Origin of the sequence: Paramicrobacterium fandaimingii (genome assembly GCF_011751745.2) — a bacterium.
Lineage (GTDB): Bacteria > Actinomycetota > Actinomycetes > Actinomycetales > Microbacteriaceae > Paramicrobacterium > Paramicrobacterium fandaimingii.
In genome coordinates, this window is record NZ_CP061170.1 from 1,165,686 (window position 1) to 1,182,449 (window position 16,764).

The 16,764-nt window shown below is 65.6% G+C and carries 15 protein-coding genes; 10 read left to right on the plus strand and 5 right to left on the minus strand.

All coding sequences use genetic code 11. The features are described 5' to 3' along the window. Positions 1-96 precede the first annotated feature (96 nt). Positions 97-1,341: a CynX/NimT family MFS transporter gene (locus HCR84_RS05620; protein ID WP_166984321.1), complete on the plus strand. Its 1,245-nt coding sequence runs from the start codon at positions 97-99 to the stop codon at positions 1,339-1,341. Here the strand turns inward: HCR84_RS05620 and HCR84_RS05625 are convergent. The 3 genes from HCR84_RS05625 to HCR84_RS05635 all read right to left on the minus strand — a co-directional run bounded on the left by HCR84_RS05625 (position 1,334) and on the right by HCR84_RS05635 (position 5,019). After that, entirely contained in the window at positions 1,334-2,218 is an 885-nt protein-coding gene (locus HCR84_RS05625; protein ID WP_166984320.1) for an aminoglycoside phosphotransferase family protein, read from the minus strand. The genes HCR84_RS05620 and HCR84_RS05625 overlap by 8 nt on opposite strands. A gap of 43 nt (positions 2,219-2,261) precedes the next feature. Beyond that, on the minus strand, positions 2,262-3,236 hold the full coding sequence (locus HCR84_RS05630) for a YeiH family protein (protein ID WP_166984356.1): 975 nt from the start codon (positions 3,234-3,236) through the stop codon (positions 2,262-2,264). Between the two features lie 109 nt (positions 3,237-3,345). Further along, positions 3,346-5,019, minus strand: coding sequence for a dolichyl-phosphate-mannose--protein mannosyltransferase (locus HCR84_RS05635; protein WP_244972573.1), 1,674 nt, complete (start codon positions 5,017-5,019; stop codon positions 3,346-3,348). A 101-nt stretch (positions 5,020-5,120) separates the two neighbouring features. Here HCR84_RS05635 and rsmI point away from each other — a divergent pair, with 101 nt between their 5' ends. After that, complete coding sequence (gene rsmI, locus HCR84_RS05640) at positions 5,121-5,936, plus strand: 16S rRNA (cytidine(1402)-2'-O)-methyltransferase (RefSeq protein ID WP_166984319.1); 816 nt, start codon at positions 5,121-5,123, stop codon at positions 5,934-5,936. A gap of 131 nt (positions 5,937-6,067) precedes the next feature. Here the strand turns inward: rsmI and HCR84_RS05645 are convergent, their stop codons facing one another. After that, positions 6,068-6,577: an ASCH domain-containing protein gene (locus HCR84_RS05645; RefSeq protein ID WP_244972574.1), complete on the minus strand. Its 510-nt coding sequence runs from the start codon at positions 6,575-6,577 to the stop codon at positions 6,068-6,070. A gap of 47 nt (positions 6,578-6,624) precedes the next feature. Between HCR84_RS05645 and HCR84_RS05650 the strand changes: the two genes are divergently transcribed. After that, positions 6,625-6,945, plus strand: a complete 321-nt coding sequence (locus HCR84_RS05650; protein ID WP_166984318.1) for a hypothetical protein — start codon at positions 6,625-6,627, stop codon at positions 6,943-6,945. A 6-nt stretch (positions 6,946-6,951) separates the two neighbouring features. On the opposite strand, the gene HCR84_RS05655 is transcribed toward HCR84_RS05650, so the two are convergent. Further along, complete coding sequence (locus HCR84_RS05655) at positions 6,952-7,809, minus strand: aldo/keto reductase (RefSeq protein WP_166984317.1); 858 nt, start codon at positions 7,807-7,809, stop codon at positions 6,952-6,954. Between the two features lie 104 nt (positions 7,810-7,913). Between HCR84_RS05655 and HCR84_RS05660 the strand changes: the two genes are divergently transcribed. The 7 genes from HCR84_RS05660 to HCR84_RS05690 all read left to right on the plus strand — a co-directional run bounded on the left by HCR84_RS05660 (position 7,914) and on the right by HCR84_RS05690 (position 16,754). After that, positions 7,914-9,734 (plus strand): thiamine pyrophosphate-requiring protein, encoded by a 1,821-nt coding sequence (locus tag HCR84_RS05660; RefSeq protein WP_166984316.1) that lies wholly within the window; start codon positions 7,914-7,916, stop codon positions 9,732-9,734. 65 nt (positions 9,735-9,799) lie between these two features. Next, complete coding sequence (gene metG, locus HCR84_RS05665; protein WP_166984315.1) at positions 9,800-11,383, plus strand: methionine--tRNA ligase; 1,584 nt, start codon at positions 9,800-9,802, stop codon at positions 11,381-11,383. A 22-nt stretch (positions 11,384-11,405) separates the two neighbouring features. Next, complete coding sequence (locus HCR84_RS05670) at positions 11,406-12,332, plus strand: TatD family hydrolase (protein ID WP_166984314.1); 927 nt, start codon at positions 11,406-11,408, stop codon at positions 12,330-12,332. After that, a complete protein-coding gene (rsmA, locus tag HCR84_RS05675) occupies positions 12,329-13,168 on the plus strand; it encodes a 16S rRNA (adenine(1518)-N(6)/adenine(1519)-N(6))-dimethyltransferase RsmA (protein WP_166984313.1) in 840 nt (279 codons plus the stop codon). Before HCR84_RS05670 ends, rsmA begins: the two co-directional genes overlap by 4 nt. Positions 13,169-13,408: 240 nt before the next feature. Continuing rightward, a complete protein-coding gene (locus HCR84_RS05680) occupies positions 13,409-13,954 on the plus strand; it encodes a hypothetical protein (RefSeq protein WP_166984312.1) in 546 nt (181 codons plus the stop codon). Positions 13,955-14,016: 62 nt separating this feature from the next. Then, complete coding sequence (locus tag HCR84_RS05685; RefSeq protein ID WP_166984311.1) at positions 14,017-14,952, plus strand: 4-(cytidine 5'-diphospho)-2-C-methyl-D-erythritol kinase; 936 nt, start codon at positions 14,017-14,019, stop codon at positions 14,950-14,952. Further along, complete coding sequence (locus tag HCR84_RS05690; protein WP_166984310.1) at positions 14,952-16,754, plus strand: ABC-F family ATP-binding cassette domain-containing protein; 1,803 nt, start codon at positions 14,952-14,954, stop codon at positions 16,752-16,754. The genes HCR84_RS05685 and HCR84_RS05690 overlap by 1 nt, the downstream gene beginning before the upstream one ends. Positions 16,755-16,764 lie beyond the last annotated feature (10 nt).

Consider the following 16,764-nt stretch of genomic DNA (forward strand, 5'->3'; position numbering starts at 1 on the left):
GGGCCGCATGAACGGGTGCTCGCCGCACGCGATGCGATCTATTTCCGCATGGTGGAGAAATTCAGGTTGCTTGCGGAAAAACTATAGGCTTGAGCAATGACTTCTCGCGGCTCCTCCGGTGCAGACCGGGGCGCCTCGACGCCAGGTGGCGGGGCACGGCGGCTCCGCCCGGGCTTCGTCATCATCGGCATCCTGCTTGTCGCGTCGAACCTGCGCGCGTCGATCACCGCCGTGGGGCCCGTCCTCGACCAGGCACGCGCCGGCGCCGATCTGTCGGCGATCGAAGCATCCGCCCTCATCAGCGTTCCGCTGCTCGCCTTCGCCGCGTTCTCACCCGTCATGCCGGGGATCGCCGTGCGATTCGGCCTGGAACGCACAATCGGTGGCTCACTCATTCTGCTCGCCGCGGGAATCGTGGCGCGATCCATTCCCGGCGATGCATTTCTCTGGGCCGGCACCCTCGTTCTCGGGATCGCCATCGCCGCAATCAACGTGCTGCTGCCGTCTGTACTCAAGCGCGACTTTCCGCGTGAGATCGGGCGCCTGACCGGCGTGTATTCGGCTGTGCAGTCTGCGTTCGCCGCCGTCGCCGCCGGCATCGCGGTGCCCATCGCCGGCATCTCAGACGACGGATGGCGCATTGCGTACGGCGTTTGGGCGGGCCTTGCGATCATCGCCTTCGCCGCGTTTGCCCCGCAGATGCGCCGCCCCGGCGCCGTGACGACCGAGCTGCGCGCCGTGCAGATCGCCGAGGAGCCGGCGCGCGGAAAGTCACCCTGGACGCAGGCCCTGGCCTGGCAGGTGACTGTGTTTATGGGGCTGCAGTCCACCATCTTCTACGTCGTGATCACGTGGATGCCCGCAATCGAGCAGTCCGTCGGCATCGATGCATTCACGGCGGGGTGGCACCAGAGCGCCTTCCAAGTGTTCGGCATCACCGGAACGTTGACGGCGGCATGGATGCTGCACAAGTGGCAGCGCGACCAGCGCCTCGTCGTGTCGATCTACTCGCTGTCGTCGTTGCTCGGCATCACCGGCATTCTGGTGAACCCGCACATCACGCTGCTGTGGCTCGCGATGATCGGGTTCGCTCAGGGAGGCCTCATCGTGTTGGCGTTGGCGCTGTTCGGCTTGCGTACGAGCAATCACCGAGCGGCGGCGTCGCTCTCGGGCATGGCGCAGTCGATCGGCTATCTTCTTGCCGCGGTGGGACCGCTCATGATCGGTGCGATCCACGACGCCACCGGAGCGTGGACGCTGCCCCTCGTCGTTCTGCTCGGCGTCGTCGCGCTGCAGTTCGTCTGCGGTGTGCTCGCGAGCCGCAATCGCGTGCTCAGGTAGTCTTGGCCAGCACCTCGGCGATGACGTGGCGGGCATTTGTCGCCAGAGGAATGTTCGTCGTCTTGTAGTAGGGCAGCTGCACGAGCGCCTGCGCCAACGCTCTCGCACGCGCTCGCAGCCACGTCGCCTCGTCGACGCCGCTTGCCTCGCGCAGCGTCGCCCTGGCCTCGGCGGGCAGCAGGTTCCACGCCACCTGCAGATCGATCGCCGGGTCGCCGATGCCGCACCACGAGAAGTCGATGACGCCGTGCAGCCTGCCGCCGCGCAACAGCAGGTTTCCGGGCGCCACATCGCTGTGCACCCACGTGTTCTCGGTGTGCGCGGGGAGCGTCAGCGCCCGCTCCCACACTGCCGTCACGGCATCCGCGTCGATCTCGTCGCGCAGCGCCTCGATGTCGCGACGCACCTGAATGTCGCGCTCGGCGAGCGAGAAGCCTGTCGAGGGCGCACCATCAGTGTCGATTGCGCGCATCGCTCGGGTGAAAGCCCCAAGATCGCGGGCGAGACCATGCGGATGCCGCAGGGCGCCGACCCGCGGGTTGTCGCCCCCGAGCCAGGTGAGCACCAGCCACGGATACGGGTAACCGTGCCCGGGCTCGCCCAGCGCTGCCGGCGCGGGAACGGCGACCGGAAGCTGTGGTGCCAGATGCTGAAGCCAGCGATGCTCGTGAGCCGGAAGCTCCTCCATGCCTGGGCGCCGAGGCAGGCGAACAGCGAGCTCGTCGCCGAGGCGGAACATGGCGTTATCTGTGCCAGACGAGGCAACCGGTGTCACGGGCAGGTGCGCGAATCGCGGATGCTGGTCGGCGACGAGCTGCGCCACCTGCGCAGCATCCGGAATCACCTCGTCGTCGTGCATGAGGCGAATCTCGCTCATGCTTCGACGATACAGACTCCGGAAACTCTTCTGTGCCGCGCGATCAGCCCAGCTGCACAGCGCCGAGCGCGAGCGCCGCAATGAGCACCCATGAGAGCAGGCCGACAGCGAGGGCGCGCCAGCCCGCCGTGAGCAGCCGCTTGAGGTCGACGGCGGTGCCGAGGCCGAAGAGCGCCATGGCGAGAAGAACGGTCTGCAGTACGTCGGCCCCATTCAGCACAGCCTCGGGCAGCGGCACGAACGAGCGTACGAGGATGGCGATGATGAATCCGGCGACGAACAGCGGAACGATCGGCGGGCGCTTCGCGCCGCTTGCCGGAGTGGCGCGCTTACGCTCGACGGCTCCGGCGACAGCGACGATGGGCGCGAGCATCAGCACACGCGTGAGCTTGACGACGAGAGCGATGGCCAGCGCCGAGCTGCCGGCGATCTGCGCCGTCGCGACAACCTGGCCGACATCGTGAACCCCGGCGCCGACCCAGTGCCCGAACTGCTCATTCGACAGCCCGAGCGGCCCCCACAGCGCAGGCAGCACGAAGATGGCGAGCGTTCCGCACAGCGTGACAAGTGCCACCGGATGCGCTTGCTCGCTGCGCTTCGCGCCGACAACGCCCGACATCGCGCCGATCGCGCTCGCGCCGCAGACGGAGAACCCCGTCGCCATGAGCAGCGGTTCATGCCCTGGCAGTTTGAAGAGCCGACCCAACCCGTAGGTGCCGGCGAACGTGATGAGCACGATGGCGATCGTCGTCAGCAGCGTCGTCCAGCCGAGCCCCGCAATGTCGATGATGCTCAGCTTGAGGCCGAGCAGCACAACGCCAGCGCGCATGAGCTTCTTCGACGAGAACGCAAGTCCCGGAGCGAAGACGCCGCGTATGAGGCTCTGAGTTCCCGGCAGCTGCGCGAAGAGAATGCCGAGAGCGACGCACGCCGTGAGCAGCGGAACCTCTGGCACGCCAACGGCGATGCCCCACGACACGAGAGCGGCAGCCCCGCACGCGGCGATGCCCGGCAGCATCCGAACCGTGCTGGCCACAGTGACTGTGCTCACGGCTCTCCTCTCATCACGCCCGTCGCCATATTCTCGCCCGACGTCAGAGTAGTCCTGCTCTGACGGGGCGAGCCAATCAGATCCAACTCTGCAGCCAGTAGTGCAGCCCGATGAACCAGGTGGGAACGGACGTCGCCGTCCAGAGCGGATACCAGAACGCCGAGAGCAGCAGGCAGAATGTGCCGAAGACACCAACCGTCAGGATGCCGCTCGTTCGTCGATCCGGCGGGTCACCCGGTCTGCCGAGCACGAGGCCGATCACGAGCGTCAGCGCCAAGATGAGGTAGGGCTCGAACGCGATCGAATAGAACTGAAAGACCGTGCGCTCGGTGTAGAGAAGCCAGGGCAGGTACCCGCCGACGAACCCCATGAGAATGAGCCCGATCGTCCACTCGCGCTTCAGGATGAGACGCACGACGAGGTAGACGGCCGCAGCGGCGCCGGCCCACCAGATGAGCGGGTTCGCAATGGATGTGATGTCTTGCACGCAGTCGCCCGTGCAGCCGCCGGTTCCGTCGGGAACGCCCTCGTACCACATGGCGACGGGCCGCAGCATGAGCAGCCACGACCAGGGGTTCGACTGATACGGGTGCGGAGTGGAGAGCCCGACGTGAAAGTCGTACATCGACTGGTGATAGGCGACAAGGCTCTGCAGGGCGAGCGGAACCCACGAAAATGCGCCTGTCCATGCGTTGCCGTCCGTCGCGGCGAACTGCCTGTCGTAGCCGCCGTCGGTGACGAACCAGCCGGTCCAGCTCACGATGTAGACGATGAGAGCGACGGGAACGAGCAGCAGAAACGTCGCAGGGCCCTGCTTGAGAATGGCGGCTGACGCCCAGAACGGCACGCCGGCACGGCGGCGCGCGAGAGCATCCACGACCACCAGATACAGTCCGAATGCCGCGAGAAAATAGAGCCCCGACCATTTCGTCGCCGTGCACAGGCCGAAAAACACGCCGGCGGTGATCACCCACGGCCGGGCCCAGATCGCCGGGCCCCAGGTGAGAGGGCGATCGGATGCCGCGTTCCCGGCGAGGGCTGAAGCAAGACGCCGTTCGTGCCATCGTCGATCGAGAAGCACGCACGCGAACCCGCACAGCGCGAAGAACATGACGTAGCTGTCGAGCAGGGCGACGCGCGACATGACGATCGCGTGCCCGTCGATGGCGAGCAGCCCTCCCGCAATGACGCCGAGAAGCTTCGACTGGAAGAGCTGGCGGGCGATGAGAGTGACGAGCAGCACGGCCAGCACGCCGACGACGGCGGTCGAGACGCGCCAGCCGACGCTGGAATCGGCGCCGAAGACCGCCATGCCCGCGCCGATGAGCCACTTGGCGAACGGCGGATGCACCACGTATGAGCCGACGGTGCTGAACAGATCGGTGTCTCCCGCGGCGAACTGCTCATCGGCGTTCTCTGGCCAGGTGGTGGAGTAGCCGTTGTTCCACTGCGACCAGGCGTCTTTCACATAGAACGTCTCGTCGAACACGAGTGCGTGCGGGGTGCCCAGGTTCCACAGGCGCAGCACGGCGGCAAGCAGCGTGACGAAGGCCGGCCCGCCCCAGCTCCAGATTCGCTGTCGTGCGGGGGTCGACAGCATCCGGCCCCACCAGATGTCGATGCGCGAATGAGCGTTCATATGCCCCGTCGACGCGCGGTCGCCGGTGGCGTCGCTCGCGAGGGCCTCGCCGGAGTCGTCGACGATCGCGTCAAACGGCGGGTCGTCCGCTGAACTCTCTCTGCCCTGCACTCTGCCATGCTAGCGATCGGCCCGCTGTGAGAACCGGATGCCGGGGCACTCGCGGACCGAGGTCGCCGTTCTGGGGCACGCCACGATGGCAGACTTGCAGCATGATCATTCTTGCGGCCACGCCCATCGGCAACCTCGGCGATGCATCGGCTCGGCTCGTTGAGACGCTGAGCGCGGCGACATTCGTGGCTGCCGAAGACACGCGGTCGACCGTGCGGCTTCTCACCGGCCTCGGCATTGAGAACCGGCCGCAGATCGTCGCTCTGCACGACCACAACGAACGCGAGAAGTCCGCCGAGCTCGTCGAGCGCGCACGCGACAGCGACATCGTCGTGATGAGCGATGCCGGAATGCCCACGGTGTCTGATCCGGGCTACCACCTTGTGCAGGCGGCGATCGCCGCCGACGTCGGCGTGACCGTGATTCCCGGGCCCAGCGCTGTGGTCACGGCGCTCGCCCTCGCGGGAATGCCCACCGATCGGTTCACGTTCGAGGGGTTCCTGCCGCGCAAACCGTCTGAGCGTCGAAAGGGGCTGCGCTCCCTCGCCGATGAGCGCCGCACCATGGTGTTCTTCGAGTCGCCGCAACGCATCGCCTCGGCGCTCGATGACGTCGTGACCGAGCTCGGAGCCGACCGTCGCGTCGCCGTGTGCCGCGAGCTGACGAAGCTGTTCGAACAGGTCAAGCGGGGAACCGCAACAGATGTCGCTGCGTGGGCTGCCGAGGGCGTGAAGGGCGAGATCGTCCTCGTGATTCACGGTGCGGACGCGGCAGCCTTCTCGATTGATGACGGGCGAGCCCGCGTCACGGAGCGCGTGGCGGCGGGGGAGCGGCTGAAGGATGCCGCTGCAGCTGTCGCCGCAGAGACGGGTCTCGGCAAGCGCGATCTCTACCAGGCGGCCCTCGACGCGCGTTGATTCTCGACGTGCGCGCCATGGCGCTCACAGATTCGGAGATTCTGCCGACACGCCGTCTGAGGCAGCGCTTTCCTCGGCGTGTCGGGCGGAAACTCCGAATCTCTGCACACGTATTGGCGGGAGGTACCTCGCTACGGAGAATCGGCGAACCGTCTCGGCCACACAACGGCAAAGCGCTCGAGAATCAACTCGTCGTTCTCGCTGAACGTAGTTCCGCGGGCAGCACACGTGCGGTCGAAGAAGCGTCGGTGTTCGCGTCGCCACGACTCCAGCGTTCTATTGTCTTCGCCCTCGTCGTAGGCAAACTGGGCGTCGACGGCCATGAACGGAGCAACGCGCAACTCGACGATGCGCCGAATCGCCCGCGGTTCACCACGGCCGTCACACGAGACCCAGTGCGATCCGATCTGCGGAAACGGATCGCCGTCGTCACGGTACTCGGGTGTGTGCGACGATGTCGCACGCTTTCGACCCTCGAGAATCAGAGCGAGCAAGTCGTCAGCCATCTCGGCCGAGTCACCGAACTGCTCCGCCTCATACGTGTCGAATACTCGCGTGACCGTAGGATGCGCCGCCGCATAGTTGCGCCACATCGCCCTCACGGCATCTATGTCTATCGGTGCAGCTGGTGTTGTTTTCACGGCGACGAGCTTAGCCGCGTGGGGGGCAACGGGCGTATCGTGTCGGAATGCCGTCTTCTCGAATACGATCCTTCATCGCTGGCGTGCTTGTTGCAAACAGTGCACCGCACCTCGCCACCGCTGCCGGGGGTCGGCGCCATCTCACGCCGCTGGGAGGACGCGAGTCTGGCCCCGGCATCAATGCCGTCTGGGGCGCGCTGAATCTTGCCGGGGGACTGATACTGCTGGCAAGATCGCAGAAGAAGAGCGGTTCGCAGCGGAACGAGGCGCGTCGGTGGAACGGTGATCTGCCGAGTTTCGAGACCGGATATTTGGTCTTCGCGGTGTGGATGGCGGTCTCCGAACGACTGCTGAAGACAAACCACTGAACCAGGTCAGGCTCCGAGCCGTGCCAGCTGCTCGGCGCTGAGTTCGAGATCTGCCGCCTTCGCGGAGTCAGTGATCGATGCCGGCTGGCTGGCTCCGGGGATCGGAATGACGATCTCGGCCAGCGACAGCTCCCAGGCCAGAGCGACCTGTTGCGGGCTGGCACCCACCTCGCGACCAACCTCCCCGAACACCGCATGATCATCGGCGAGGTCCCCGGCTCGACGAATGCCGCCGAGCGGACTCCACGGCAGAAATGCGAGCCCGAGCTTGGCGCACAGCTCAAGCTCGGCGCGGCTGTCGAGGTGTGCGGGTGAGAACTGGTTCTGCACAGACACGAGATCGTCACCGAGGATGCCGCGTGCTTCGCGAATCTGATCGACGTTTGCATTCGAAATGCCGACGTGCCGGATCACGCCGGCTGCCACGAGGTCGTTCAGCGCCCCGATCGACTCGGCGTATGGCACCTCGGGATCGGGGCGGTGAAATTGGTAGAGGCCGATCGTCTCGACGCCCAGTCGCGTTGCGGACTGCTTGGCGGCGACAGTGAGGTAGTCGGGCTGGCCGCTGCGCACCCAGGGACCGGGATCCGCGTAGAGAAGCCCGCCCTTCGTCGCGACGAGCACCTGTGAGGTATCTGCGCCGTATGACGCCAGCGCCTCGGCGATGAGAATCTCATTGTGGCCCTGGCCGTCTGTCGATGTCGTATAGGCGTCGGCCGTGTCGATGAGCGTGACCCCGGCGTCAAGACCAGCGTGAACCGTGGCGATGGACGTATCGCGATCTTTGCGCCCGGGAATCGACATCGGCATGCCGCCGAGCCCGATCGAACTGACAGAGAAGGAGCCGATGCGTCGTTGTCTCATGCGGCGATCCTACGCCGCGACGGCCAGCGGTTGACCAGGCGTGCCCCGCGGAGTGTACTGAGACCCTGGCCGAATTTCGCCACCCGAGACGCAAGGAGGATTCCATGCCGACAGTGAGTGACTTCATTATCGATCGCATTCGAGAGTGGGGAGTTTCTCGAGTCTTCGGCTACCCCGGGGATGGAATCGGCGAATTCGACGGTGCGCTGGGTAAGGCAGAGCATGAGGGAAGGGGAGTCGAATACATTCGGCCAACGCACGAGGAGATCTGCGCGCTCATGGCGACGGCGCACGCCAAGTTCACCGGAGAAGTCGGCGTGTGCGTCGCAACGTCGAGCCCCGGCGCCTTTCACATGATGAACGGTCTGTACGACGCCAAAATGGACAACCAGCCGGTCGTGGCCATCGTCGGCCAGCAGGGGCTCAATTCCCTGGGCACGGGAAGCCAGCAGGAGAGCAACCTCGAACGAGCGCTCGCCGATGTTGCCGAATACGTGCAGACCGTTGTCTCGCCTGAGCAGGCCCAAGCCGTCATCGACACGGCGTTCCGAACCGCGCGCACTCGACTCGGACCCACCGTCGTCATTCTCCCGCACGACGTGCAGGGCCTGGAAATGCCCAAGCTGACACCCGAGAGCTGGGTATCGCGGTCGAGCGCCGTCGCCCCGTCTACACGGGTGACGCCGCCCGAAGACGACATTGTGCGCGCAGCGGAACTCATCAACGCGGGCGAAAAGGTGACATTTCTTGTCGGGCACGGCGCGAACGGTGCGACAGACGAGGTGCTCGAAGCTGCGCGACTCGCGGGGGCAGGCATCATCACGAGCCTGCGCGGCAAGCAGGTCGTCCCCGCCGATGTTCCGCACCACAGCCAGCAGCTGGGGCTTCTGGGGTCGCTCGCGAGCTACACGCAGATGAAGAACTGCGACACCCTCGTGCTGCTCGGAACCAACTATCCATACGGTCAGTTCCTGCCGAAGAGCGGGCAGGCACGTGCCATTCAGGTCGATCTCAAGCCCGAGCACACCGGTTTGCGCTACCCAACCGAGCTGGCGCTCTGGGGAGATGTGAAAGCGACGCTCACGGCACTCATCCCTCACCTCGACGCGACGACGGACCTCTCGTGGCAAGAGTCCGTCGCAGACGACATGCGCGATTGGGAACGTGAGATGGAGGCTCAAGCGAACGTCGACTATTCAGACGGCGTCAACCCGCGGCGGGTCTTCCACGAGCTCAACAAGCGCCTACCCGCTGGGGTGATCGTGACAGCGGATGCCGGCACCACAGCCGATTGGTATGGCCACCATATTCGCTTGCAGCGCGGCATGATGGGCGACCTGTCTGGGCGGCTCGCGACGATGCTCGCGGCTATGCCGTATGCGGTGGCAGCAAAGTTCGCACACTCAGACCGCCCGGTCGTGTGCACGATCGGCGACGGCGCGTTCCAGATGCTCGGCATGAACGAGCTCATCACCGTAAAGAAATATCTGAAGCGATGGGCGAACCCGCAGCTGATCATTCTCGTCGTGCACAACAACGACCTCGGTCAGGTGTCGTGGGAGATGCGCACTGAAGACGGCAACCCGCTCTGGCGCACATCGCAAGACGTCGAGTCAGTCGACTACGCGGGCTGGGCGGAGCTGCTGGGCTTCACCGGCATCCGTGTCACGACCGACGATGAGGTTGCGCCGGCGTGGGAGCGCGCATTTGCAACGCAAGGGGTGACGCTCATCGATGCGCACGTCAGCCGCAACGTGCCACCGCTTCCGCCGCACATCACCCTCGAGTTCGCGAAGAACACGGGAGAGGCGTTGCTGAAGGGAGATCCGTTCGCAAAGGACGTCATTCGCGACTCGGCGGAGGCGATGCTGGCCGAGGGAGCCCAACGTGTGAAGAACGCATTCACGAAGAACGACGACAACTGACAGGCAGCGATCCTCGGGCGTCATGTGGGTCATATGCGCAGGCGTCTCGCTTTAGGATGGAGGCCATGCGCTCAGGCAACTCCTTTTACGTCACGACCCCCATCTTCTATGTGAACGACGCCCCGCACATCGGGCACGCGTACACCGAGGTCGCCGCCGACGTGCTCGCGCGCTGGCACCGGCAGGCCGGAGACGACACCTGGATGCTGACGGGCACCGATGAGCACGGCGAGAAGATTCTGCGCACGGCCACAGCCAACGGCGTGAGTCCGAAGGAATGGGCAGACAGGCTCGTCGAGAAGAGCTGGCGCCCGCTGCTCGAGACCATCAACGTCGCGAACGACGACTTCATTCGCACGACCGAGCCCCGCCACGAAGAGGCCGTGCAGAAGTTTCTGCAGAAGCTCTACGACGACGGCTATATCTACGCGGGCGAATATGAGGGCTACTACTGCGTTGGCTGCGAGGAGTACAAGCAGGAGTCCGACCTCGTCGACGGCGCAGGGCAATACGAGGGGCAACGCGTCTGCGCCATCCATTCAAAGCCGGTCGAGCTGCTTCAGGAACGCAACTACTTCTTTCGCATGAGCGAGTTTGCCGATCGCCTGCTCGCGCTCTACAGCGAACGGCCCACCTTCGTGCAGCCGGAGTCGGCACGCAACGAGGTGACGCAGTTCGTCAAGCAGGGCCTGTCCGACCTGTCGATCTCGCGCTCGAGCTTCGACTGGGGCGTGAAGGTGCCGTGGGATGACACTCACGTCGTCTACGTGTGGTTCGATGCCCTGCTCAACTACATCACCGCCATCGGCTACGGCGACGATGCCTCAGACCAGCTCGAGAAGCTGTGGCCCGGCGTGCACATTGTGGGCAAAGACATTCTGCGATTCCACGCGGTTATCTGGCCGGCGATGCTCATGGCAGCGGGGCTCGAGGTTCCGCAGCGGGTGTACGGGCACGGGTGGCTGCTCGTCGGTGGCGAGAAGATGTCGAAGTCGAAGCTCACCGGAATCGCGCCGACCGAGATCACCGACACCTTCGGCTCCGACGCGTTCCGCTACTACTTCATGAGCGCCATCTCGTTCGGGCAAGACGGTTCGTTCAGCTGGGAAGACCTGTCGGCTCGGTACCAGGCAGAGCTCGCCAACGGCTTCGGCAACCTCGCCTCGCGGGTTCTCGCCATGGTGACGCGGTATTTCGACGGCGCCGTCCCCGCGGCATCCGAGTACCTGGAGTCTGATCTTCACGTGCAGAAGGTTGTGGCGGATGCTGCAAGCGCAGCCGATGCCGCCATCGAAACCCTCGCGATCCACGACGCCCTCGCGCACATCTGGACGATCGTCGATGAGCTCAACGGGTACATCACGGAGCAGCAGCCCTGGGTTCTCGCGAAAGACGATGCTCAGCGCGGCCGCCTGTCGACGGTGCTCTACACGGTGACAGAGGGCCTGCGTGCGCTGGCCGTGCTGCTCGCTCCGGTGACGCCGGTGGCGACGGATAAGCTGTGGACAGCGCTTGGCGCAGACGACACGCTCGGTGCGCTCGAGAACCAGCCGATCCGCGACGCGGGTCGCTGGGGGCAATTGCCTGCCGACACCGTCGTGCGCCCCCTCGAAGCGCTCTTCCCGCGCATCGAGACCGCAACGGACTGAGGACGAGACGAACGGAGCAAGAATGAGTGGCCGCTCGGCGAAGAAACGTCGCGACCGGAGCTATCCGCCCGTGCCCGAAGAGCTCATTGTTCCCGTCTACGACAATCACACGCACCTCGATCCATCGATCGTCGACGACTATCCGGTTGACGGCGACACGCTGAGCCCCGCCGAGCAGCTCGACCGCGCGTCGGCTGCGGGAGTGCGCGGCATCGTTCAGGTGGGCGTCGACGTCGCTTCGTCGCGGTGGTCCGTTGATGCGGCATTCACCGAACCCCGGATGCTGGCGGCCGTCGCGATTCACCCGAACGTCGCTCCGGCGCTCGATGCCGCAGGCACGCTCGACGACGGTCTCGCCGCGATCGCGGAGCTGGCGACGCGACCGCGGGTGCGCTGCGTCGGCGAGACGGGGCTCGACTACTACCGCACAGAAGAAGACGGGCGCGACGCGCAGCTGCGCTCATTCGAGGCGCACATTGAGATCGCCAAGCAGAACGACCTGGCTCTGCAGATTCACGATCGCGACGCGCACGACGACGTCGTGGCGACGTTGAAGCGGGTCGGCGCCCCGGAGCGCACGGTGTTCCACTGCTTCTCCGGAGACACCGCGCTTGCCGAGATCTGCACGGAGAACGGCTGGTACATGTCGTTCGCCGGAACGGCAACGTTCAAGAACGCCGGCAACCTGCGCCGCGCTCTCGATGTCGCGCCGCGCGCGCTGGTGCTCGTCGAGACGGATGCGCCGTTCCTCACCCCCATGCCGTACCGCGGCCGCCCGAATGCCTCCTACCTGCTGCCGCACACGGTTCGGTTCATCGCCGACCATCTCGACACCGACGTGACGATGCTTGCCGCACAGATTCTCTCGAACACCGAGTACGTTTACGGGCGCTGGGACAGCGAGCCGGTTGTGGCGCCAGGCGACCCGTTCGCGGCGGGTCCGCAATGACCGGCGTGACGCTGCTCGGCCCGGCCGAGATTCGCGACCTCGCGCAGCTTCTCGGCGTGCAGCCGACGAAGAAGCTGGGCCAGAACTTCGTCGTCGATGCAAACACGGTGCGCAAGATCGTGGCGACGGCCCGCGTGCAGTCGGGAGACCACGTCATCGAGGTGGGGCCTGGGCTCGGCTCGCTCACACTGGGCTTGCTGGAGGCGGGAGCTCGTGTTCTGGCAATCGAGATCGATAAGCGCCTTGCCGAGCAGCTGCCCCACACGATCGACCAGATGGCGCCCGGAACCGAGCTCACGGTGCTCGCCGAAGACGCCATGCGCGTCACCGATCTTCCGGGCGAGCCGTCGCGACTCGTTGCGAACCTGCCGTACAACATCTCGGTTCCCGTTCTTCTGCACCTCATGCAGACGGTGCCGAGCCTCGCCGCCGGCGTGGTGATGGTGCAAGCCGAAGTCGGCTATCGCCTTGCCGCCGACCCCGGGTCGAAGGTGTACGGCAGCCCGAGCGTCAAGGCAACGTGGTACGGCACGTGGCGCACAGCAGGAACCGTGAGCAGGCAGGTGTTCTGGCCCGTTCCAAATGTCGACAGCGTGCTCGTGGCGTTCGCGCGGCACGAGGAGCCCTTCGGAACAGAGGCGGAACGCGAGAAGACATTCAGGCTTGTGGATGCTGCTTTCATGCAGCGTCGCAAGATGCTGCGGCAGTCGCTGGGCTCCGTTCTCGGCGATTCGGCGACAGCATCCGCTGTTCTCGAACGTGCGGGAGTCGACCCGACGAGTCGCGGCGAGACGCTCACCGTGCACGACTTTCTGCGCGTCGCTCGCGTGGTGTAGCACGTGAGTCTGGTCCATCCATTCGGAGATCACGGCCCGAAACCGGCGTGTCCAGCCTGACACGCCGGCTTCGCACGCGGATCTCCGAATACGTGCACGTTCATTCGCTAACGGAACCCCCACAGAGACGGATGCTGGCACATGGGTGCTGGGTCGGGGACCACGGGCCATACCGATGCTGAGCAGACAGACGTCGCACCGATGCTGGACGACCGAGCCGCCTCCGGGCACACTGGATGCATGTCGAAGCCCACCGCAACGCACAGCGACTCCGTTGGAACCGAGGCGCTCGAACGCGCGACAGGGCGGTCGCGCGACGCGTGGAACGCCCTGCTCGCCGAGGCGGGCGCCCAGAAGTGGGATCACCCGACGACGGCCGCGTGGCTTGTGGACGAGCACGGTGTCGATGGCTGGTGGGCACAGGGCATCACCGTGGGATTCGAACAGCACATCGGCCGCCGCCAGCCAGGGCAGCGCGCTGACGGCAGCTTCGAGGCGAGCGTCAGCCGCACACTCGCGGCGCCGCGTGACGCCGCTTTGGCCGCGATCGTCGGCGCGGTGACCGCTGCGGCAGGCTGCGATCCGGCATCCGTCAACTCGTCTGCGAAGAATGCGAGCGCACGCTGGAAGCTCGACGATGGCCGCACGGTCGTCGCCGGCGTTTACCCGACGGGGGAGAAGACTCGAGTAGCGCTGACGATGCCGAAGCTGGGCTCTGCTGAAGAGCTTTCTGAGGCGAAGACTCTGCTGACGAGCTGGCTGCCGAGCGCCAGTGACATCGCCTGACCGGAGCGTCACGCGCGCCGTCTGAAATATGCGCGTCACGTTGCCTCCACTAGGTTGGAAGCATGAGCGATCTGCACGACGTCCCCCACGTTCACGTGCGCGCCCCCGGCAAGATCAACGTGTACATGAACGTCGGTCGGCGCACGGACGACGGCTATCACGACGTCGCGACGGCCTACCAGGCTGTCTCGCTCTTCGAAGACGTTCGCGCCTTCCCCTCCGACAGCTTCTCCGTTGCCTTCAACGGCCCCATCGACACGCGTGAACTGCCCGTCGATCGCACAAATCTGGCGATCAAGGCGGCCCGGATGCTGGCGAAGAAAACCGGCTACGACAGCGGCGTGCACTTGCAGATCGAGAAGCACGTGCCCATCGCCGGGGGCATGGGAGGCGGATCGGCGGATGCCGCAGCCGCACTGGTCGCGTGCGACTCGCTCTGGAAGACCGACGTCGGCCGCGACGAACTGCTGAAACTCGCAGCGAAGCTCGGCGCTGACGTTCCGTTCTCACTTGTCGGGGGCACGGCTATCGGCACGGGCAGAGGTGACCGCCTGAGCCCCGCGCTTGCCAAGGGCACGTTTCACTGGGTGCTCGCCATCTCAGAGTGGGGCATGTCGACCCCTGAGGTGTACGGCGAACTCGACAGCCACCGCACGAAACACGCAGCCGACATCGCCCCGATCGATGAGAGGCCGGCCGTGGACACGGGCGTGCTGCAGGCAATTCGAGCGGGCGACGCGCATCTTCTCGCCGATGTTCTGCACAACGATCTTCAGGTGGCGGCGCTGCACATTCGGCCTGAGCTCACGCGCACCCTCGAGGTGGGCGACTCCAGTGGTGCGCTCGCGGGCATCGTCTCGGGCTCAGGGCCGACAATCGCGCTTCTCGCCGCGAGTGCAGAGGCCGCGATCGACGTGCAAGTGAGCCTGTCAGCATCCGGAATTATCGCAAAGCATGTGACGGGCCCCGTTTCGGGCGCTCGAGTGATGGAGGCCTGATGGCGCACCTGCTCGGAGGCGAGAATCTGCACCTCGAGTTTCCAACCCGCGTCGTGTTCGATGCGGTGACGGTGGGGCTCAACGAGGGAGATCGCGTCGGAATCGTCGGGCGCAATGGCGACGGCAAGTCGACGCTTCTCGCGCTGCTGGCCGGGCGTCTCGAGCCCGACGATGGCCGAGTGACAATGCGCCGCGGCACGACGATCGGCGTGCTCGACCAGCGCGATGTGATTGACGACAATGCCACCGTCGCCGAGATCATCGTCGGCACGATGGACGAGCACGAGTGGGCAGGCGATGCGCGCATTCGCGACATCATCACGGGGCTCGCTCGCGACATTCCCTGGCAGGCATCGATCGGCTCGCTTTCGGGTGGTCAGCGTCGCCGTGTGGCACTCGCCGCGCTGCTTGCCGGGGACTGGGACGTGCTGTTTCTCGATGAGCCGACAAACCACCTCGACGTCGAGGGCATCGCGTGGCTCGCCGACCACCTGAAGCGACGCTGGGGTGCGTCGAGCGGCGGACTCATCGTCGTGACGCACGATCGCTGGTTTCTCGACGAGGTGTGCACGGCGACGTGGGAGGTGCACGATCGCATTGTCGAGCCGTTCGAGGGTGGCTACGCAGCGTACATTCTGCAGCGCGTCGAACGCGATCGCATGGCTTCCGTCGTGGAAGAGAAGCGGCAGAACCTCATGCGCAAAGAGCTTGCCTGGCTGCGCCGCGGCCCGCCCGCGCGCACGTCGAAGCCGAAGTTCCGCATTGACGCGGCGAACGAGCTGATCGCGAACGAACCGCCGCCGCGCAACACCGTGGCGCTGACGCAGCTGGCAACGTCGCGGCTCGGCAAAGACGTCGTCGATCTCATCGACGTCGGCGTCTCGTACGGCGACCGCACGGTGCTGAAGCAGGTGGAATGGCGCATTGCACCGGGGGAGCGCACCGGCATCCTCGGCATCAACGGTGCAGGCAAGTCGACGCTGCTCGGACTGGTGACCGGCGAGGTGCAGCCGACAAGCGGGCGTGTGAAGCGCGGACAGACCGTGCGCATCGCGAGCCTCACCCAGCAGCTCGATGAGCTTGACGATGTGGCGCACGAACGAGTGCGCACGGTGATCGGCCGTCTCAAGTCGGGCTATGTCACCGGCGGCAAAGAGCTCACCCCGGGGCAGCTTCTCGAGCGGCTTGGGTTCTCGAGCGCGCAGCTGTCGACACCCATCAAGGACCTCTCGGGCGGCCAGAAGCGGCGGCTGCAGCTGCTGCTCATTCTGCTCGACGAGCCAAACGTGCTCATTCTCGATGAGCCGACGAACGACCTCGACACCGACATGCTCACCGCGATTGAAGATCTTCTCGACTCCTGGCCGGGAACGCTCATCGTCGTGTCGCACGACCGCTACCTCGTCGAGCGCGTCACCGACCAGCAGTACGCCGTCATGAACGGTCATCTGCGGCACTTGCCCGGTGGCGTCGAAGAGTTTCTGCGCCTTCGAAAAACGCAGAGGGCGGATGCCGCTGACACGACGGTTGCGCCGCTCGCGGCATCCGCTCCCTCGTCTGCGACGTCGGGCGGCGACCTGGGCGGCGCCGAGCGCAGAGCCGCGCAGAAGGAGCTGTCGGCCGTCGATCGCAAGATCGCGAAGCTGCAGAAGCAGATCGCGCGCGTGCACCAGGAGCTTGCCGACCACGATCAAGCCGACTACGAAGGCCTCGGCTCGCTCACTGCGACGTTGCAGGGCATTGAAGCCGAGGTGAGCGATCTGGAGACCCGCTGGCTCGAGCTCTCGGAGCAATTGGAGTAACCGGGCGGAT